Genomic DNA, 18,111 nt, shown 5'->3' on the forward strand with positions numbered 1-18,111 from the left:
TGTGCCCGGTGGCACGGCGTGTACTTTCTCTCGGACCGCGCCGTCAGCTCCGCCTGTGGGGCTTCGCCGGACCGCCGCGAACTCCGGCCGGGGGGGTTCCGCCGGACCGCCGTGAACTCCAGCCGTGGGATTTCGCCGGACCGCCGTGAACTCCAGCCGTGGGGGTTTTCGCCGGACCGCCGTAAGCTCCGGCCATGGGGAGGAGCACGACACGTCGCCCGGTGGTCCGGATCGATCTCGGCGTGCCCCCGGGCACCAGCCGGCGACGACCCGACGAGCTCGCCGCCGAGGAGCCGCTGGAGATCCGCGTGCGCAAGCAGCCGCTCGCGGTGACCATGCGTACTCCCGGGCACGACATCGACCTGGCGATGGGTTTCCTGCTCAGCGAGGGCATGATCGCGGCCGCCGAGGACGTGACGACCGCGCAGCTGTGCGCCGGCACGGACACGCCCAACACCTACAACGTGGTGGACATCGTGCTCGGCGCGCACGTGCCGCCGCCGGTGACCGACGTGAGCCGGAACTTCTACACCACCAGCTCGTGCGGGGTCTGCGGCAAGGCCAGCATCGACGCGGTGCGGACCAGGTCGCGCTACGACGTGACCGCCGATCCACTGCGGGTCCCGGCCACGCGGCTGGCCGAGCTGCCCGAGCGGCTGCGGGCCGCGCAGCGCACCTTCGACCGGACCGGTGGCCTGCACGCGGCCGGGCTCTTCACCGCGGCGGGGGAACTGCTCGTGCTGCGGGAGGACGTGGGCCGGCACAACGCGGTGGACAAGGTGCTCGGCTGGGCCCTGCGGGAGGGACGCCTGCCGCTGACCGGGCACGTGCTGATGGTTTCCGGGCGGGCCAGTTTCGAGCTCACTCAGAAGGCGTGGATGGCCGGGCTGCCGATGCTGGCCGCGGTCTCCGCACCGAGCACTCTCGCGGTCGAGCTGGCCGACGAGTCCGGGATGACGCTGGTCGGCTTCCTGCGCGGGACGACCATGAACGTTTACGCCGGTGCGGAGCGCGTCACGGTCTGAGCCAAGACCTTCCCCTTTCGGCCACCTGTCTCGTACATCGATGGGAAGGGGCTCCACCAGGTCGCGGACGTGCCGACGACCGTCCCGGGGCAGGCCCGGCCGCTCCTGATCGGGTGAGGTCGCCGGTCGGCCGGAGGGCGGTCGCCGACCTCATCGGACCCTTCCCGCCTTGCGCAGCATCCGTGGCGGGAGCCCGAAACCCAGCACGTCATGCAGCAACGCGGCCAGGTGGTGCCGCGGCTCCTCGGCGAGGGCCCGGTCCACCGCGACCCGGGCCAGCGCCCCGAGCCCGGCCTGCCAGGCGGTGAACGCCAGCAGGCAGCCGGCCGGCGCGACACAGGGCGGCTCGACCCGCCGGAGCACGTCGGTCCAGAGACGGACCTGCCACTGGCGTGCGGAGACGGACCGGTCGAGCGCGTAATCCTCCACCGAGCGGTCCACGATCAGCACCCCGAGCCAGGCGATCTCGTCCGCGTCGAGGGAACGGCCGGAGCGGTAGCACTTCTCCGCTGCGCGGAGCGCGAGCTGGCCCTGCCTGCGGACGATCCGCCCGTAGCGCTCGGCCGGCAGATCCCCGGCGATCAGGTCGTTGAAGCGGCGCCGGGCCCGCTCGGTGGCCTGGACCATCTCGACGCGCTCCAGCCCGTCGACCGGGGCGACCTGGGCGACCAGCTCCTTGCGGCTCGGCAGGGCGACCCGGCCGTGGAACGTCGCCTCGGCCGCGATCACGCTGTCGGCAGGCAGGCAGGGAGTGCCCTCCGGTGGGCAGCACTCCCGGTCCGGGCAGGTGTAGGACCACCAGCGACCGTCCTCGACCCGCATCACGTCGAACACCTCGACGCCGCGGCGACGCACCGCCTCGGCACTGCGGAGCAGGGTCGGCATGGCGCGCTGGGCCGGCCCGTAACCGACGAGGATCACCCGCCGCGACTGCTGGCGGACCACAGCGTCGGCGACCACGCCGGTCAGAAGCTCGGCATCGGCGTCGCTCACGTCCGGTGGGGGCAGGTCGTGGCAGGCGGCGAACTCGACCTGCGAGCCGCTCAGCCCGACCAGGGCGACGCTGTTGTGCGGGTGATAGCCCAACACGAACGGCACCACGGCGATGAGCTCGGCCGGATTACGGATGGCGAGGCTGCAGTTGGCTGTCATGCCGGGCAGCTTGGCCCGATTCGCACGGCGGTCGCGTGCCGATCACGGCCGCTGTGGACAACTTGTCCACAAGCCGGGCGGTCCGCGCGTCAGTTACGGAACGGCAGGCCCTGCAACTCCAGGCCCTCCTGCTGCCAGGCGTGCGGATGCCGATCCAGGTCCATGGTGAGCTCGATCGAGGAGACCACGTCGTACCCGGCCGCGTGCAGGCTGCGGATCGCCTCGACGTTGCGCGACGACGGCGAGATGGTCAGCGACGTCATGCTGCGCTTCTTGGCCTCGGCCGCGACGTGTTGCAGCAGCTTGCGACCCACACCCTTGTGACGGTGGGTGATCGTGACGACGACCGGCTCGACGACCCCGGCCCGGTTCCGCATGATCAGCCCGACCATCCCGATCACCCCGTCGTCGGCGTGGTCGGCCACCCACAGGCCACTCAGATCGAGCCTGGTCAGATATTCCTCGAAACCGGCACCGCCGTCGTCGTCGGTCTCGCCGTACATCTCGTTCTGCTGACGGGTCAGCTCCGCCCACAGCCGCCGGCCCGCGGAGTGGTCACTCGGGCGGTATGAACGCACTGCGACAGGGGCCATGCCGACAGTTTGCCTCTGAAATGGGATGTCCGTCACCCGAAGCGCAAGATAACCGGGTGGACATGGCGTATCTGCGCGCGCACCCGGAGCACCTCCCGACATTTCTGACGCACCAGCGCATCCGGGAGACTCCGGTGCGGGCGAACATCTCGCGGTTGACCCTGGACGACGGAGTGTCGTTGTTCGCCAAATCGTGGCCGGAGTCCTCCGGGGCGGCGCCGGACGGGTACTTCGCGGCGGAGGCGGCGGGTTTGCGTTGGCTGCGGGCGGCCGGAGCGGTGCCCGTACCGGAAATGATCGTTGCTCTTCCGCATGTGATCGCGACCGAGTGGGTCGACGAGGGCGAGGCTGACCGGCATGCGGCCGAGAACTTCGGGCGTGGGCTCGCGGCGTTGCACCGCAGCGGCGCGGAACAGTTCGGCGCGCCGTGGCCGGGATGGATCGGACCGTTACCGCTCGACAACACGCCGTCCGACGGGCCGTGGAGCACCTGGTTCGCCGAGCGCCGACTGCTTCCCTACCTGCGGATCTCCGCCGATCGCGGCGCGCTTTCCGGCGCCGACATCGCTGTGGTCGAGGAGATCATCAAGACGATTGAGGCGTACGCCGTGGAAGAACCACCGGCTCGGATCCATGGCGATCTGTGGCCGGGGAACCTGCTGTGGGGTGCCGACGGGCGGGGATGGCTCGTCGATCCGGCGGCGCATGGTGGTCATCGGGAGACCGATCTCGCCACGTTGTCGCTGTTCGGCGGGGTTGCACAGCTCGACGTGATCATCGCGGCGTACCGGGCGGAGTGGCCACTCGCGGAGGGGTGGGAGCGCCGGGTGCCGCTGCATCAGCTGCATCTTCTGCTGGTGCACACGGCGGCGTTCGGGGCGGGCTTCCGGGCCGGAGTGATGGCTGCCGCTTCCGCCGTCCTCCGCGGATGAGGGCACCTTTCCGGCACGGTCGGAGCGTTGCCCACCGGGCCGGGATGGTCAGCCCGTTGTCCACAGGCCGATATGCCAAGCGGCAACTTGGCCGGCGAGCGGCTAGATTCGATTCGTGAGCGAGAAGTCGAGATCAGCCGGGCGGCAGCGGTGGCAGCCGTGATCATGCTCGCCGATCGTTTCGGCCGGGTCGCCACCGATCTACGGGTCTCGCTCACCGACCGGTGCAACCTCCGCTGTACGTATTGCATGCCGGCCGAGGGCCTCGCCTGGATGCCACAGCCCGACCAGCTCACCGACGACGAGGTGAGCCGCCTGGTCCGGATCGCGGTGGAGCGGCTCGGGGTGACCGAGGTGCGGTTCACCGGCGGGGAGCCGTTGATCAGGCGCGGCCTGGTCGGCATCGTCGCGGAGGCGGCACGGCTGGATCCGCGGCCCCGGCTGTCGGTGACCACGAACGGGATCGGGCTCGATCGGCTCGCTCCGGCCCTGCGGGACGCCGGGCTCGACCGGGTCAACGTCTCGCTCGACACGCTCGATCCGGGCCGATTCCACACCTTGACCCGCCGTGACCGGCATGCCGATGTCCTGAGCGGTCTCCGCGCCGCGGCGGAAGCCGGGCTGACCCCCGTGAAGATCAACACGGTCCTGATGCGCGGGGTGAACGACGACGAGGCACCGGCGTTGCTGCGGTTCGCGCTGGAGCACGGCTATCAGTTGCGGTTCATCGAGCAGATGCCGCTGGACGCCCAGCACCAGTGGGATCGGCACACGATGGTCACCGCCGAGGAGATCCTCGCCGCGCTCAAGCCCTTCGATCTTCAGCCCGACGATGTTTCACGTGGAACGGCTCCGGCCGAGACCTGGCTGGTCCCGGGGCACGTCGACGCGGCCGGCGAGCCGGCCCGGGTGGGCGTGATCGGGAGCGTGACCCGGCCGTTCTGCGGTGACTGCGACCGGACCCGGCTCACCGCCGACGGTCAGGTGCGGAACTGTCTCTTCGCCACCGACGAGAGCGACCTGCGGAAGCTGCTGCGGGACGGCGCCCCGGACACCGAGGTCGCCGAGGCCTGGCGGGCGGCGATGTGGGGCAAGCGGGCCGGGCACGGGATCGACGATCCGGCCTTCCTGCAGCCGGCCCGGCCGATGTCGGCCATCGGGGGTTGACCACCTGTGGGGAGCTGAGCATTGCTGACCGTCCGCTACTTCGCCGGCGCGCGTGCCGCGGCGGGGGGAGTCTCGTCCGAGGAAGTCTCTGCCGGGTCGCTGGAAGAGCTTGACGGGGTTCTCACCGGTCGGCACGGGGAGCGGCTCGGGGTGGTCCTGAAGGCCGCCAGCTTCCTGGTGGACGGGCTGGTCTGCCATGACCGGGGGGCGGCACTTCCGGCGGGGGCGACGGTCGACGTTCTGCCGCCCTTCGCCGGCGGCTGATCGGACCGGCCGGGGGCGGCCGGCGAGCCGCTTTGCCCGCCGCACACCTTGCCGGGCTGCTTTTCTTGCTCCGCCGGGCTGCTTCATTGCTCCGTCCGGGCTGCTTTCTTGCTCCGCCGAGCTGCCTGATGCTCCGCCGAGCTGCCTGATGCTCCGCCCGGCTCCTTGTTGCGGCCGCGTTCGGGTTCCGCGCGGGCGATCGGCGGCGTTCGGACGGGCTCTGACGGCGCGGACAAGTTTTTGTCGTACCCCTCGGGCAGGATTCAGGCCGGCCCGGGAAGCGGAGACGCTTTCGGGACGGCTCGCATCGGTTCGGGGGTGATGCGCGCTGCTCGTCAGCGTTTCGGCGATCCGGTTGCGCTCCTGGCCCGCCATCCGGGCGACGTCTCCTCGGTGCGGCAACACCGGGGAGACGACGTCGAGGAGCACAGCGCGGCAGGGCACGACGCCGTCGGAGGGGGTGGCGTCGTGCGCGCCGGGGCATCATCGGGTCGTTGGGGAGCCGAGGGTGCTGTGAGAAGCCGGCGCGAGCGTCGGGGAGACTTGGCTCGGCTCGACAGCGGTGGGGGGAGGACGACTTGGTCGCGTTGGTCGCGGTGATCCTGTTGGTGGTCATCGGCCTGGTCTATGGCTACCTGTGGAAGCGGCTCGTCGCCGACACGCTGCGCTCGCGCTGGGCTCGGCGGGTGGGTGCGGCGATCGGTCTCGTGCTCGGGCTGCTCGGGCCGGCGACGCTCATCGGCGTACGCAGTGGGCATCTCAAGTGGCTGGCCTGGCCGGGCTACCTGTGGATCGCGCTGCTGTTCTACCTGCTGGTCAGCCTGATCGTGCTGGAGATCCCGCGACTTGTTCTGCGGCTGTCGTGGGCAGCCCGTGGGCGTAACGACCCTCGCGCGGAAGCGCCGCAGGGCCGCGACACCGCGGCGGAGCCCGAGTTGCAGCCGGCCGTCGTTGCGGGAGAGGCCGGTGGCGGCGCGCCCGCCGAGCCCACCGGAAGCGACTCCGCCGGCCCGGCCGGCTCGGATGGCAAGCCGGATGAAGGCGTGCGGGGTGCCGGGTCGGATGCGGGGGACTCGGCGGGGCCGGGGATGGATCGGCGGCTGGTGCTGGCGCGCGGGGCGGCGATCTTCGCGGGGCTGACCGCGGCGGGCGTGACCGGCTACGGCGTCCGGACGGCGACCAGCGCGCCGCGGATCGATCGGGTGCGGATCCCGATCGCGAAGCTGCCGCGGGCGATGGACGGCACCCGGCTCGCGGTCGTCTCCGACATCCACCTCGGCCCGCTGACCGGCATCGGGCACGCCCAGCGCATCACCCGGGTGATCAATTCGGTGAACGCGGACGTCGTGTGCGTCGTCGGTGACCTTGTCGACGGCACTGTCGCGGAACTGGGGCGGCTCGCCGAGCCGCTGCGTGGGATCGAGTCGCGGAGGGGCTCCTACTTCGTGACCGGCAACCACGAGTACTACTCCGGCTTCGAACCGTGGATCGACGAGGTCACCGAGCTCGGCATGCGCCCGCTGCGCAACCAGCGGGTGGAGATCGACGGGCTGGACCTGGCCGGCGTCAACGACCTGGGCGGCGATCAGTACGGCGACGCGGCCGACTTCGGCAAGGCGCTCGGCGACCGGGACCGGGACCGCCCGGTGGTGCTGATGGCGCACCAGCCGCTGGCCGCGAAGGACGCCGCGCCCTACGGTGTCGATCTGCAGGTTTCCGGGCACACCCACGGCGGCCAGATGGCGCCGTTCAACCTTCTCGTCAAGTTGCAGCAACCGGTAGTCTCCGGCTTCGGGCGGGTCGACGGAGTGCCGGTTTACGTGACCAACGGCGCGGGCTTCTGGGGCCCTCCGGTGCGTGTTGGCGCGCCGCCGCAGGTCACGGTGGTCGAACTCCGCATGGCGTAACTCATCAAGATCGGTAAGTGTGTTTGAGCGTGGCGATTCGTGGCGGAACCGACGACCGTGACAGGATGCGAGACGTGGAGGTCAGCTCGGACACATACGTCGCCGACCTACACATCCACTCGCGGTTCTCGCGTGCCTGCAGTCGCGATCTGACCCTTCCGAACCTGGCCTGGTGGTCCCGGCGCAAGGGCATCGCCCTGCTCGGCACCGGTGACTTCACCCATCCGGCGTGGTTCGAGCACCTCCGGGAGAGCCTGGAGCCGGCCGAGACCGGTCTCTATCGGCTGAACGACGAGGATCCGGTCACCGAGCGGCTGCCCGGCTCGCTGAGGGGCACGACCCCGGCGCGGTTCATGCTGAGCGTGGAGATCTCCACGATCTACAAGCGCGACGACCGCACCCGCAAGGTCCACCACCTGCTCTACGCCCCGGATTTCGAGTCCGCCGCGAAGATCAACACCGCGCTGAGCCGGATCGGCAACCTGACCGCGGACGGCCGCCCCATTCTCGGCCTGGACTCACGCGACCTGCTGGAGATCACTCTCGAGGCCGGGGGTTACCTGATCCCGGCGCACATCTGGACGCCGTGGTTCTCGGCGCTCGGCTCGAAGTCGGGCTTCGACGCGATCGCCGACTGCTACGCCGACCTGGCCGAGCACATCACCGCGGTGGAGACCGGCCTGTCCAGCGACCCGGCGATGAACTGGCGCGTCTCCAGCCTCGACCGCTACCGCCTGGTGTCGAACTCGGACGCGCACTCGCCCGGCGCACTGGCCCGCGAGGCCACGCTCTTCACCGGCGCCCCGGACTACTTCGCGGTCAAGGACGGGGTGGGCCTGGCCGGCACCCTGGAGTTCTTCCCGGAAGAGGGGAAGTACCACGCCGACGGCCACCGGGCGTGCGGCGTCAACTGGGAGCCGGAACGCACCCGCGAGGCCGGCGGTCGCTGCCCGGAGTGCGGTCGTCCGCTGACCGTGGGCGTACTGAGCCGGGTTGAGGATCTGGCTGATCGGCCGGAGGGCTTCACCAAGGACGTGCACGTCGAGCACCTGATCCAGCTGCACGAGATCCTCGGCGAGATCCACGGCGTCGGCCCGAAGTCGAAGACCGTCGAGTCGCAGCTCAACCACCTGGTGGCGACGCTCGGCGCGGAACTGGACATCCTGCGCAAGGTGCCGGTCGAGGAGATCGGCAGGGCCGGTGGCGACGAGCTGCGCGAGGCGATCACGCGGCTGCGGCGCGGCGACGTCCGGCGTGTCCCGGGCTACGACGGTGAGTACGGCGTGATCACCCTCTTCGAGCCCGGTGAACTGCGCAATCGCAACAGCGCGCCCCAGGTCGAGACCCTGTTCGACATGTTCCCGGAGGCACCGCCGGCCAAGGTCGCGAAGGCTCCCAAGAAGGAGTCCAAGCCAAAGACGGTCAAGGAGAAACCGGCTCCGCCGCCGCTCGCCCCGCCGCCGAGCCCGCACGAGCCTTTCGAGCCGATGCTGGCCGGTATGGAGGAGGTCGGCACCGGGCTGCTGGACCGGCTCGACGCGATGCAGCGGGTGGCCGCGTCCGCGCCGGGTGGCCCGCTGTTGATCGTGGCCGGCCCGGGCACCGGCAAGACCCGCACGCTGACCCACCGGATTGCGTATCTCTGCGCTGAGCTGGGCGTCTTTCCGGAGCGCTGCTTGGCGATCACGTTCACCCGGCGGGCCGCGGCCGAGCTTCGGGAACGTCTGGAGAGCCTGCTCGGGGACGTGGCCGAGGACATCACCGTCGGCACGTTCCACTCGCTGGGCCTGACCGTGCTGAAGGAGAACGCCAAGGCCGCTGGGCTGGGCGCCGGCTGGCGGATCGCCGAGGAGCCGGAGCAGAAGGCGGCCCGGGAACAGGCGGGCGACGACGACCTGGCGTACCGGAAGTTGCTCCGCCAGCAGGACCTGGTGGACCTGGACGACCTGATCAGCGTCCCGGTCGAGTTGCTGCGCGAAGACCCGGCACTGGTCGAGAAGTACCGCCGCCGCTGGCAGTGGATCTTCGTCGACGAGTACCAGGACGTCGACGAGCTGCAGTATGAACTGCTGCGCCTGCTGTCCCCGGCCGACGGCAACCTGTGTGCGATCGGCGACCCGGACCAGGCGATCTACTCGTTCCGCGGTGCCGACGTGCGCTACTTCCTCCGCTTCAACCAGGACTTCGTCGACGCGCGCCTGGTCCGATTGACCCGCAACTACCGTTCGTCGGCACCGATCCTGGCCGCCGCGGTGCAGGCCATCGCGCCGTCGTCGCTGGTCAGCGGCCGCCGGCTGGACCCGGCCCGGCTGGACCCGGAGGCCGCGCTGGTCGGGCGCTACCCGGCCCGCAGCGTCGCCGACGAGGCCGACTTCGTGGTCCGCACCGTCGACGAGCTGGTCGGCGGGCTTTCGCACCGGTCCCACGATTCGGGTCGGGTCGACTCCCGCGGGGCCACCGCCGGGACGTTGTCGTTCTCGGACATCGCGGTGCTCTACCGCACCGACGCCCAGTCCCGCCCGATCCTGGAGGCGCTGTCCCGGGCCGGTGTGCCGGTGCAGAAGCGCTCGCACAACCGGCTGCGGGACCGGCCCGGCGTCGAGATCATCGCCCGCGAACTGCGGCACGCGGACGGGCAGGGCGGCACGCTCGCGGCGCGGGTCCGGCAGTGCGCGCAGGGGCTGGCCCAGCGGTACGCGGCGCCGACGCTGGACGGCGGTCAGGTCGCTCCGGAGGACATCTGGGCCGCGGCTGACCTGCTCACCCCGCTGGCCGAGCGGGTCGGCGACGACCTGCCGCAGTTCCTGCAGCAGTTGGAGACGGGTGCCGAGGTGGATGCGCTGGACCCGCGCGCCGAGGCGGTGAACCTGCTCACCCTGCACGCCGCCAAGGGCCTGGAGTTCCCGGTGGTGTTCCTGGTCGGCTGTGAGGACGGGCTGCTGCCGCTGCGCTGGCCCGGTTCGCAGCCGACCGACGAGGAGATCGCCGAGGAGCGGCGGTTGTTCTTCGTCGGGCTGACCCGGGCGCAGGACCGGCTCTACGTGAGCTACTCGGTGAAGCGGGCGCGGCACGGGAGCGAGCGGGAGCAGCAGCCGACGCCGTTCCTGGACGTGATCGACTCGGGCCTGTTCGAGCGGTTGGGCGAGGCCGCCCGGTCGAAGCCCAAGGATCGCCAGCTCAGGCTGTTGTAACGACGCCGATCAGGGCGCCGAGCAACAGCGCCGGGCCGAACGGGAAGATCCGGCGTCGCCGGGTGGCCAGCAGGAACACGGCCGTCCCGGCGCCGATCAGATGTGCTGCGAACAGGCCGAGCAGCACCGCCGGCCATCCTCCGACCAGCCCGAGCAGCACGGCCAGGACCGCCCCGAGCTTCACGTCGCCGAGCCCGAGCCCGTCCCCGGGCAGCAGTGCGATCAGCAGATAGGCGGCGCCGACGAGCACACCGGCCAGGAGTGCGAGCCGGATCCGCCCCGGCGCGAGCAACGCCATCGGGATCCCCGCGCCGAGGGCCAGCGCGGCAACCAGTGGATCGGGTAACCGCAGCGACCGCAGATCGATCAGCGCCAGCCGGACGGCCGAGGATCCGCCGAGCACCCACGCCATGATCACAAGTAGTGACGACATGGACGGGAAAGGTAACGGTCCGGAGCGACCGGCGCAGGTCGGGTTGTGGACAACGGGACAGAACCGTCCACAGCGCGCGACGCACGCTACCGTGACATCCGGCATGCAAGCCGAGGAGGATCCCCCGATGACGCACAACGGCCCGTATTCCGGACCGCCCTGGTCGGACGGGCAGCCCGAGGAGCCGTACGCGGAGCCCTCCGACCCGTGGGGTGACAGCCGCAGCGATCCCGGCTGGGAGGCGCCGCCCATCCCGCACCAGCAGTTCGCGTCCTATCCGGCGTCGGCCCCGTCGCCCGCGCCGGCACCGGTGAAGGGCCAGCGGGGTGTGGCCGTCGCGGTGCTGATCGCGGTGCTCAGCGTGCTGGTCGGCGGCGGGCTGGCGACCACGGTCTGGTTCCTGGTGGGCCGTGACGATCAGTCGAGGACACCGGCCGCCGATTCGTCCACCGGGGGGAACGCGGCCCGGCCGCAGACCAGCTCGGATGCGCGTTTCGCCAATCCGGGGCAGTGCGTGCACAACGGCGGCACGAACACCGAGCCGCAGCTGACCATCGTGGCGTGCTCCGAGAACACGTACGAGGTGTTGAAACGCTTCGACGGGCGGACCACCGGCGAGAAGGACGCGGTGGCGAAGTGCTCGAAGGTGCCCGGTTACACCAAGTGGTACTACTACGACACCGAGTATGACGACGTGGACTTCGTCCTCTGCCTGCGTGAGTACCCGGTCGGCTGACTATGACCGGCTCTAGCGCTTTCTAGCCAGAATCCTAGACAGCTTTAGAGCGACATATCGAGTGGACTCTAGCGTTCGTCCTAGATGGCCCGATACGGTGCTACGTCATGGATCCGGTGCGCAACCCGTATGCTCCCGGCGCCGGCCAGCGTCCCCCTGAGCTGGCCGGACGCAGCCGTGAGCTGGACGCCTTCGACGTCGTGCTGGAACGCGTGGCCCGCGGCCGCCCCGAGCGCAGCCTCGTCCTCACCGGCCTGCGCGGCGTCGGCAAGACGGTGCTGCTCAACACGCTGCGCTCGGCGGCGATCGGCCGGCTCTGGGGCACCGGCAAGATCGAGGCCCGGCCGGATCAGTCGCTGCGCCGCCCGGTCTCCGGCGCGCTGCACATGGCGATCCGCGAGCTGGCCCCGCACCACCGCGACCCGGAACGCGTCGACGACGTGCTCGCCGTGCTCAAGGCGTTCGCCCTGCGGGCCAACGACAGCAACTCGAAGCTGCGCGACCGGTGGGCGCCCGGGATCGACGTGCCGCCCGCCCGTGGTCGCGCCGACTCCGGTGACATCGAGATCGACCTGGTCGAGCTCTTCACCGACGCCGCCTCGCTCGCCACCGACGTGGGCACCGGGATCGCGCTGTTCATCGACGAGATGCAGGACCTCAGCGCCACCGACGTCTCCGCGCTCTGCGCCGCCTGCCACGAGCTCTCCCAGCTCGGCGCGCCGCTGATCGTGGTCGGGGCCGGGCTGCCGCACCTTCCGGCGGTGCTGTCCGCGGCCAAGTCGTACTCCGAGCGGCTCTTCCGGTACCAGCGCATCGACCGTCTCGACCGGGATGCGGCCGATCTGGCGCTCGGGGTCCCGGCCGAGCGGGAGGGCGTCGACTACGACCAGGAGGCGCTCGATCTGCTCTACGAGAAGTCGGGTGGGTATCCGTACTTCGTGCAGGCGTACGGGAAGGCGACCTGGGATCACGCGCCGCAGTCGCCGATCACGGCCGACGACGTACGGGTGGCCGCGCCGGAGGCGGAGAGCGAGCTGGCCGTCGGCTTCTTCGGCTCGCGCTTCGAACGGGCCACCCCCGCCGAGCGGGAGTACATGCGCGCGATGGCCGCGCTCTCCAACGACCCCGGCAACGACATGGACGCCGCGGTGCCGACCTCGGACATCGCGGTGGCGCTCGGCCGCAAGCCGGCCAGCCTGTCCCCGGCCCGGGACGCACTGATCAAAAAGGGACTCATCTACTCCGGGGAGCGGGGCACGGTCGCGTTCACCGTGCCGCACTTCGGCCGCTACCTTCGCACCCAGCCGGTGTGATCCCCGCAGGACGGGTATAAGGAATTCATGAAGCCCGTCCGCGCCGCCGCCCGCGCCATGCTTGCCTCGATCTTCGTGATCAGCGGAGCCCGTGTACTGATCAAACCCGGTGAGGCTCGGGTGCAGGCCGCCCGCCGGGTCACCGATCGGATCACCCCGCTGCTGGAGAAGGCCGACCCGCGCCTGCCCACCGACCCGGAGACGCTGGTCCGGCTCAAGGCCGGGGCCGACGTGCTGGCCGGGTTGGCCCTGGCCACCGGCCGATTCACCCGGCCGGCCGCCGCGGTGCTGGCCGCCGGCCTGCTGCCGACCACCTTCGCCGGGCACCCGTTCTGGGCCGTGCCGAAGGATCGGCGCCCGGATCAGCAGATCCACTTCCTGAAGAATCTGGGCCTGCTCGGCGGGCTGCTGCTGGCGGCCGTCGACACCGAGGGCGAGCCGGGTCTGCGCTACCGGACCACGCACGCGGTCGATCGCGGTCAGCGCTCGCTGAGCCACGCGGTCGACCGGTCCCAGCGGTCGCTCACCCATGCGGTGGATCGCTCGCGCCGCGACATCCGGCGGGCCGTGCGCACCGCGAAGCGGGAGGCGAAGATCGCCGCGGTGTCCGCGACCGCCGCTCGGAAGCTGCCCTGACGCACCCTCTGTGCGCGACCGGAATGCACTAATTGTCCGAATAACAACCTCCGCGCGGCCCTGGCGTTAAAGCCGACGAAAGGCCGCACTAGCTCGTTCCGCACGGCACCGAACCTGCCGCCAAACCCGTGCTGGTGGCAGCCGTGCCGTACCAGCAGGACGAGACGGGGGTCGAGCCATTGCCGGTCGTCGAGAGCCGCGCGCTCCGCGCCACGCGAGCCAGGTCCGCGCTGGTCACCGTCGGCGGTCTGGTCACCCTCGCGCTGATTGCGATAACCCTTTCCCGGTACGGCCTGAGCACGCTCGCCGTCACCCACGCGGCCGTGCGGGAATGGTTGCACGGGGCTGAGCTGTACTCGTACCGCGAACCGTTCACGCAGGCCGGGGCCGCCCTGCCACCCGCACTCGCCATCTTCCTGGCGCCCCTGGCCCTGCTGCCGTTGAAAGCGGCCGGGTGGATCCTCGCCCTCGCCGGACTGGCCGCTCTATTGCTCTCAGCGGCCGCGCTGACCGCCCCGATCGCCCGCCGGTACGGCCGCCGCCGCGCCCCGCTCGCCCTGGTCGCCACCGCACTGGCCCTGCTCACCGAGCCGGTCCGGGCCAGCCTCGGCGAAGGCCGGCCGGAGTTGCTGCTGTTCGGCCTGATCGTGGCGGACCTCGTCGCCCTGCGCCGCTCATTGCGGCAGGAGGTAACACCGCGCCGCCCGGCACTCACCCGGCACCCCGATCCGGCGACTCCCGTTCGATGGCCCCTGTGGCGGCCCGACAGCCCCGTGGTTCCGCTACGGGACCGGCTCCGGCAGGGCTGGCTCGACGGCTCGTGGGCCGGCCTCGGCATCGGCCTGGCCTCAGGGTTCGCCGTTACACCGCTGTTCTTCCTGGCCGGCCTCTTCGTGCTGCGCCGCTGCCGGGCCGCCCTGACCGCACTCACCACCTGCGTCACCGTGACCCTGGCCGGCCTGCTGTTCGCCCCGCGGGAGACGATGACCTGGTTCGGCAGCACCCTGTGGGAACTCAACCGCATCGAATCCCTCAACGCCTCCGGGAACCAGGCCCTGGCCGGGGTACTCGCCCGCCTCTACGGCATCCCGGTGCCCCCGGTGCTGGTCTGGCTCTCGCTCGGGGTGCTGTTGCTCGCGGTCGGCCTGATCCGGGCGCGGTCCGCGAGCCTTGCCGGTGACGAGGTGACAGCGTTCGTCCTGATCGGGCTGGCCGCTGCCGCCTTCGGCCCGATGACCACGCCGGCCGAACTGATCTGGCTGGTCCCGGCGCTGCTGGTACTCGCCGACAGCACGATGCGCCGCCGCGCGCCGACCCGAAGTCCGCTGCACTCCCGGTTCGTCGACACGTTCCTGGCCGTCTCCGCAATTTGCGGGTACGCCCTACTGCTCGCCGCCCCTACGACTCTGCTCCCGTGGAACGGCTACGCCTTCGCCCTGATCGTCCTGATCATCGCGCTGCCGTGGCGCCCGGCTCCGCCGCCCACCCCGCCCCCAGCCCACCGACGTCCCGCCGCCATCCCGGTCCCCCGAGCATCCCGCCCCTGACCCAGCCCCTCCGGGCACCGCCCGTCACCAGCACCCGTCACACGACATCCGTCACGTGCTCCCGGGCCCGGGCCCCGATCCCACTCCAGCCCAGCGCATCCCACCCGGAGCGAAACCCCACAACGCACCGGCCCCGCGTGAATCCGGCGACGCGCCACCCCGCGCGAACCCCACAACGCACCGATCCCGCGTGAATCCGGCGACGCGCCACCCCGCGCAAACCCCACAACGCACCGGCCCCGCGTGAATCCGGCGACGCGCCGCCCCACGCGAACCCCACGCGAGATCCAGCCCCTCCAGCCCTTGCCGCGACTTACACGGCCGGCTGGTTCTCATGGGCGTTATGAGGCACGAACAAGGCCCATGAGGATCGGCCGGGACCCGGTGGCGCGTAGCGACCCGGACCGATAGCCGGCGTCGCGCCCGGGGTAACCGCGCCCACCCACGGAGGCCGCCCTGGAGGGCTGAGCGTTCTGGGCGCCCCGCGCCCTGCTCGGCCCGGAAGGGCCCCCGCGGGAGCGACGATCTGGACCACAGCGGACCTGGGACATGAGGATCTTGAATTTGATCTTGGTCAGGGGCAGTTGACCCATTCTTCTTCGCCGTCGGTGAAGACCTGACGTTTCCAGATGGGGAGGCGGGCCTTGGCCTCGTCGACCAGGCGGCCGCACGCTTCGAAGGCGGCGGCACGGTGGGCCGTGCTGACCGCGGCGACCAGGGCGACGTCGCCGATCTGGAGTGTTCCGACGCGGTGGGAGACGGCGACGGCGTAAACCGCGGGGTCGGCGGCGATCTCCGCGGCGACCTCGTGGAGGATCTTGGCGGCGGTGGGGTGGCCCTCGTATTCGAGCAGGGTGACGCCGCGACCGTGGTCGTGGTCACGGACCACGCCCTGGAAGGAGACGACGGCACCGGCGCGGGGGTCGGCGACCGCGGCCTCGTGAGCGGCCAGGTCCAGCGGACTGTCCAGGACCTCGGCCAGTGCGACCACACCAGTCATGCGCGCTCCCCGGGTAGCAGCGGAAGGGGCAGGAACGGAACCTTGTCACCGGCGGCGACCGTGGCGCCGGGGCGGACGACCGCGAAGCCGTGAGCTTTCGCCAGGCCGCGGAGCATGGCCGAACCGACGTGACCGACCGGAGTGGCGGTGCGGCCGGTCGGGTCGAGCGCGGCAAGGGCGAGGTGGGTGTCGCGGCCGCGACCGTGGATGCCGGTGGCCGCCTCGACATGCGGCAGGTCGGCACGGAACGGACGGCCGGTGAGGCCGGCGAGCAGCGGCGCGACGAGGCTGACCAGGGCGATCACTGCGGACTGGGGATTGCCGGGCAGACCGGCGATGAAGCGGTCCCGACCGTCCGGCCCGGGGACGCGGGCCAGGAGCATGGGGAAGCCGGGGCGGACGCCGACGGTGTTCACCACGTAGTCCGCACCGAGCTCGGCCAGGGACGGGTGCAGATGGTCGACCGGGCCGTGCATGGTGCCGCCGGTGGTGCAGACCACGTCGGCGGTCTCCAGCGCGGTGCGGATCGCGTCGAGGTGAGCGTCCAGAGTGTCCTTGACCGGGCCGGTGACCGAGGTCACGGTGGCGCCGTAGCGGCGCAGCCAGGAGGGGACCTGCGGGCCGAGCGAGTCACGGACCCGGCCGGCGCCGGGCGAACCCTCGGTGAGCAGCTCGTCGCCGAAGATCAGTAACGCCGCGCGGGGCTGCGGCCGGACGGTCAGGAACTCATAGCCACAGGTTGCGGCGACACCGATGACGGCCGGGTCGACCGGGGTGCCGGCCGGGAACAGCTCCTCGCCCAGCGTGGCCTCCTCGCCCGGCAGACGCCACTCCGGGTGTGGCCGCGGGATGCCGGTGACCAGCCCGTTCACGTCGGTGGTGGACTCCTCGACGCGGATCAGCGCGGCGGCGCTCTCGGGGACCATGGCGCCGGTGGCGATCTCGACGCACGTGCCGTCCTCGGCGAGCGGCGGTGGGGTGCCACCGGCCAGCACCTGGCCGACTCGGCGCCACGGACCGTCGCCGCGGACCGCCCAGCCGTCGATGCTCGAGGTGGGGAACGCCGGCAGGGCGGTGAGGGCGCGCAACGGCTCGGCCAGGGTCCGGCCGTCACCGTCGGGAAGCGGGACCCGCTCGGCGCCCGCGCAGGCCACGACACCGGCCTGGTAGGCCAGCTCACGGGCCTGTTCCCAGCCGATCGGAAGGTTCTGGTCAGCGCTCACCGGTCGAGCCTAATGGTCGCCGCCGCGGATCTGGTCGACCGTGTGGGAGAGCAGTGGTCCCAGGACCGCGAGTCCGTCCTTCGCACCGCCGGTGGAGCCCGGCAGGTTGACGATCAGGGTGCGGCCGGCGACCCCGGCCAGGCCGCGGGACAGGGCGGCGGCGGGGACCTTGTCGCGACTGTACGCACGGATCGCCTCGGCGATGCCGGGGATCTCGAAGTCGAACAGGCCGCGGGTCGCCTCCGGGGTGCGGTCGGTCGGGGTGACGCCGGTTCCGCCGCTGGTCAGGACGACATCGACCCCGTCGGCGACGGCGGCCCGGAGAGCGTCGGCGACCGGGTCACCGTCGGGGACGACGATCGGATCGTCCACGTCGCACCCGAGGTCGCGCAGGCCGGCGACGAGGCGGGGACCACTGGTGTCGGCGTAGACCCCGGCGGCGGCGCGGTTCGACGCGACGACGACTCGTGCTCGGATGGTCACGGCCGGTCCTCCGGGCGTACCCAATCGCCGGTTTTTCCGCCTTCTTTTCGCAGCACCCGCACCGCTTCGAGGCTCGCCGCCGGGTCCACCGCCTTGATCATGTCGATCATCGCCAGGCCGGCCGTCGCGACCGCGGTCAGCGCCTCCATCTCGACGCCGGTGCGGTCTGCGGTCTTCGTGACCGCCGTGATTTCCACCACGTCGTGGCCGAGCTCAAGATCGACCTTCACGCCGTGCAGCCCGATCGGGTGGCAGAGCGGGATCAGGTCCGGGGTCCGCTTGGCGCCCATGATCCCGGCGAGGCGCGCCACCGCGAGCGCATCGCCCTTGGGCAGGTCGTTCGCCCGGAGCAGCGCGATCACCTCGGGGACGGTGCGGACGGTGCCGGCAGCGACCGCGCGCCGGTCGCTCACCGCCTTCGCGGACACGTCGACCATCCGCGCGGCGCCGGTCTCGTCGACATGCGTCAGATGCATTTCCTGGGGCATACCGGGAGCTTATAGAGCGAT

General features: G+C 71.4%; 17 protein-coding genes. 10 read left to right on the forward strand and 7 right to left on the reverse strand.

Features of this window, described 5'->3' with window-relative positions; all coding sequences use genetic code 11:
* The first annotated feature begins 194 nt into the window (after positions 1 to 194).
* Entirely contained in the window at positions 195 to 1,025 is an 831-nt protein-coding gene (gene fdhD / locus ACH442_RS23945; RefSeq protein WP_396340318.1) for a formate dehydrogenase accessory sulfurtransferase FdhD, read from the forward strand.
* A 150-nt stretch (positions 1,026 to 1,175) separates the two neighbouring features.
* Here fdhD and ACH442_RS23950 read toward each other — a convergent pair whose 3' ends face one another.
* Both ACH442_RS23950 and ACH442_RS23955 read right to left on the reverse strand, forming a co-directional pair.
* The gene (locus tag ACH442_RS23950) at positions 1,176 to 2,177 is read right to left on the reverse strand and encodes a DUF4192 domain-containing protein (protein WP_396340319.1); all 1,002 of its coding nucleotides are present in this window, start codon (positions 2,175 to 2,177) and stop codon (positions 1,176 to 1,178) included.
* Positions 2,178 to 2,266: 89 nt separating this feature from the next.
* Positions 2,267 to 2,770, reverse strand: coding sequence for a GNAT family N-acetyltransferase (locus ACH442_RS23955; RefSeq protein ID WP_396340320.1), 504 nt, complete (start codon positions 2,768 to 2,770; stop codon positions 2,267 to 2,269).
* A 56-nt stretch (positions 2,771 to 2,826) separates the two neighbouring features.
* On the opposite strand from ACH442_RS23955, the gene ACH442_RS23960 reads away from it, so the two are divergent.
* From ACH442_RS23960 to ACH442_RS23980, 5 genes are all read left to right on the forward strand, one after another.
* On the forward strand, positions 2,827 to 3,702 hold the full coding sequence (locus ACH442_RS23960) for a fructosamine kinase family protein (RefSeq protein WP_396340321.1): 876 nt from the start codon (positions 2,827 to 2,829) through the stop codon (positions 3,700 to 3,702).
* A 165-nt stretch (positions 3,703 to 3,867) separates the two neighbouring features.
* Positions 3,868 to 4,869 (forward strand): GTP 3',8-cyclase MoaA, encoded by a 1,002-nt coding sequence (gene moaA, locus ACH442_RS23965; RefSeq protein WP_396340522.1) that lies wholly within the window; start codon positions 3,868 to 3,870, stop codon positions 4,867 to 4,869.
* Between the two features lie 21 nt (positions 4,870 to 4,890).
* Positions 4,891 to 5,133 carry a MoaD/ThiS family protein gene (locus tag ACH442_RS23970; RefSeq protein ID WP_396340322.1) on the forward strand — a complete coding sequence of 81 codons (243 nt, stop codon included), beginning with the start codon at positions 4,891 to 4,893 and terminating at the stop codon, positions 5,131 to 5,133.
* A 578-nt stretch (positions 5,134 to 5,711) separates the two neighbouring features.
* Complete coding sequence (locus tag ACH442_RS23975) at positions 5,712 to 7,040, forward strand: metallophosphoesterase (protein ID WP_396340323.1); 1,329 nt, start codon at positions 5,712 to 5,714, stop codon at positions 7,038 to 7,040.
* A gap of 65 nt (positions 7,041 to 7,105) precedes the next feature.
* Positions 7,106 to 10,231, forward strand: coding sequence for a UvrD-helicase domain-containing protein (locus tag ACH442_RS23980; protein WP_396340324.1), 3,126 nt, complete (start codon positions 7,106 to 7,108; stop codon positions 10,229 to 10,231).
* On the opposite strand, the gene ACH442_RS23985 is transcribed toward ACH442_RS23980, so the two are convergent.
* Positions 10,218 to 10,664, reverse strand: coding sequence for a prepilin peptidase (locus tag ACH442_RS23985; protein ID WP_396340325.1), 447 nt, complete (start codon positions 10,662 to 10,664; stop codon positions 10,218 to 10,220). The two genes, ACH442_RS23980 and ACH442_RS23985, sit on opposite strands and share 14 nt — an antisense overlap.
* A 127-nt stretch (positions 10,665 to 10,791) precedes the next feature.
* Here ACH442_RS23985 and ACH442_RS23990 point away from each other — a divergent pair, with 127 nt between their 5' ends.
* The 4 genes from ACH442_RS23990 (at position 10,792) to ACH442_RS24005 (ending at position 14,896) form a co-directional block, all read left to right on the forward strand.
* Positions 10,792 to 11,400 carry a hypothetical protein gene (locus ACH442_RS23990; protein WP_396340326.1) on the forward strand — a complete coding sequence of 203 codons (609 nt, stop codon included), beginning with the start codon at positions 10,792 to 10,794 and terminating at the stop codon, positions 11,398 to 11,400.
* 107 nt (positions 11,401 to 11,507) lie between these two features.
* Positions 11,508 to 12,713, forward strand: coding sequence for an AAA family ATPase (locus ACH442_RS23995; protein ID WP_396340327.1), 1,206 nt, complete (start codon positions 11,508 to 11,510; stop codon positions 12,711 to 12,713).
* Between the two features lie 27 nt (positions 12,714 to 12,740).
* Positions 12,741 to 13,349 carry a DoxX family membrane protein gene (locus tag ACH442_RS24000; protein WP_396340328.1) on the forward strand — a complete coding sequence of 203 codons (609 nt, stop codon included), beginning with the start codon at positions 12,741 to 12,743 and terminating at the stop codon, positions 13,347 to 13,349.
* Positions 13,350 to 13,483: 134 nt separating this feature from the next.
* On the forward strand, positions 13,484 to 14,896 hold the full coding sequence (locus tag ACH442_RS24005; RefSeq protein WP_396340329.1) for a glycosyltransferase family 87 protein: 1,413 nt from the start codon (positions 13,484 to 13,486) through the stop codon (positions 14,894 to 14,896).
* Between the two features lie 574 nt (positions 14,897 to 15,470).
* Here ACH442_RS24005 and ACH442_RS24010 read toward each other — a convergent pair.
* The 4 genes from ACH442_RS24010 to moaC are packed head-to-tail and all read right to left on the reverse strand — an operon-like array spanning position 15,471 to position 18,090.
* Positions 15,471 to 15,896, reverse strand: a complete 426-nt coding sequence (locus ACH442_RS24010) for a molybdenum cofactor biosynthesis protein MoaE (RefSeq protein ID WP_396340330.1) — start codon at positions 15,894 to 15,896, stop codon at positions 15,471 to 15,473.
* Positions 15,893 to 17,119 (reverse strand): molybdopterin molybdotransferase MoeA, encoded by a 1,227-nt coding sequence (locus tag ACH442_RS24015; protein ID WP_396340331.1) that lies wholly within the window; start codon positions 17,117 to 17,119, stop codon positions 15,893 to 15,895. The genes ACH442_RS24010 and ACH442_RS24015 overlap by 4 nt, the downstream gene beginning before the upstream one ends.
* A 9-nt stretch (positions 17,120 to 17,128) precedes the next feature.
* The gene (locus ACH442_RS24020) at positions 17,129 to 17,626 is read right to left on the reverse strand and encodes a molybdenum cofactor biosynthesis protein B (protein ID WP_396340332.1); all 498 of its coding nucleotides are present in this window, start codon (positions 17,624 to 17,626) and stop codon (positions 17,129 to 17,131) included.
* Positions 17,599 to 18,090, reverse strand: coding sequence for a cyclic pyranopterin monophosphate synthase MoaC (gene moaC, locus ACH442_RS24025; RefSeq protein WP_396340333.1), 492 nt, complete (start codon positions 18,088 to 18,090; stop codon positions 17,599 to 17,601). Before moaC ends, ACH442_RS24020 begins: the two co-directional genes overlap by 28 nt.
* Between the last annotated feature and the right edge of the window lie 21 nt (positions 18,091 to 18,111).

It is taken from the genome of Actinoplanes sp. NPDC020271, from assembly GCF_044388125.1.
Lineage (GTDB): Bacteria > Actinomycetota > Actinomycetes > Mycobacteriales > Micromonosporaceae > Actinoplanes.

What these genes read in the sequence shown, in the direction of transcription:
- fdhD (WP_396340318.1), top strand. Translation starts at nt 195, where the DNA reads ATGGGGAGGAGCACGACACGTCGCCCGGTGGTCCGGATCGATCTCGGC.
- ACH442_RS23950 (WP_396340319.1), bottom strand. Translation starts at nt 2,177, where the DNA reads ATGACAGCCAACTGCAGCCTCGCCATCCGTAATCCGGCCGAGCTCATC.
- ACH442_RS23955 (WP_396340320.1), bottom strand. Translation starts at nt 2,770, where the DNA reads ATGGCCCCTGTCGCAGTGCGTTCATACCGCCCGAGTGACCACTCCGCG.
- moaA (WP_396340522.1), top strand. Translation starts at nt 3,868, where the DNA reads ATGCTCGCCGATCGTTTCGGCCGGGTCGCCACCGATCTACGGGTCTCG.
- ACH442_RS23980 (WP_396340324.1), top strand. Translation starts at nt 7,106, where the DNA reads ATGCGAGACGTGGAGGTCAGCTCGGACACATACGTCGCCGACCTACAC.
- ACH442_RS23985 (WP_396340325.1), bottom strand. Translation starts at nt 10,664, where the DNA reads ATGTCGTCACTACTTGTGATCATGGCGTGGGTGCTCGGCGGATCCTCG.
- ACH442_RS23990 (WP_396340326.1), top strand. Translation starts at nt 10,792, where the DNA reads ATGACGCACAACGGCCCGTATTCCGGACCGCCCTGGTCGGACGGGCAG.
- ACH442_RS23995 (WP_396340327.1), top strand. Translation starts at nt 11,508, where the DNA reads ATGGATCCGGTGCGCAACCCGTATGCTCCCGGCGCCGGCCAGCGTCCC.
- ACH442_RS24000 (WP_396340328.1), top strand. Translation starts at nt 12,741, where the DNA reads ATGAAGCCCGTCCGCGCCGCCGCCCGCGCCATGCTTGCCTCGATCTTC.
- ACH442_RS24010 (WP_396340330.1), bottom strand. Translation starts at nt 15,896, where the DNA reads ATGACTGGTGTGGTCGCACTGGCCGAGGTCCTGGACAGTCCGCTGGAC.
- moaC (WP_396340333.1), bottom strand. Translation starts at nt 18,090, where the DNA reads ATGCCCCAGGAAATGCATCTGACGCATGTCGACGAGACCGGCGCCGCG.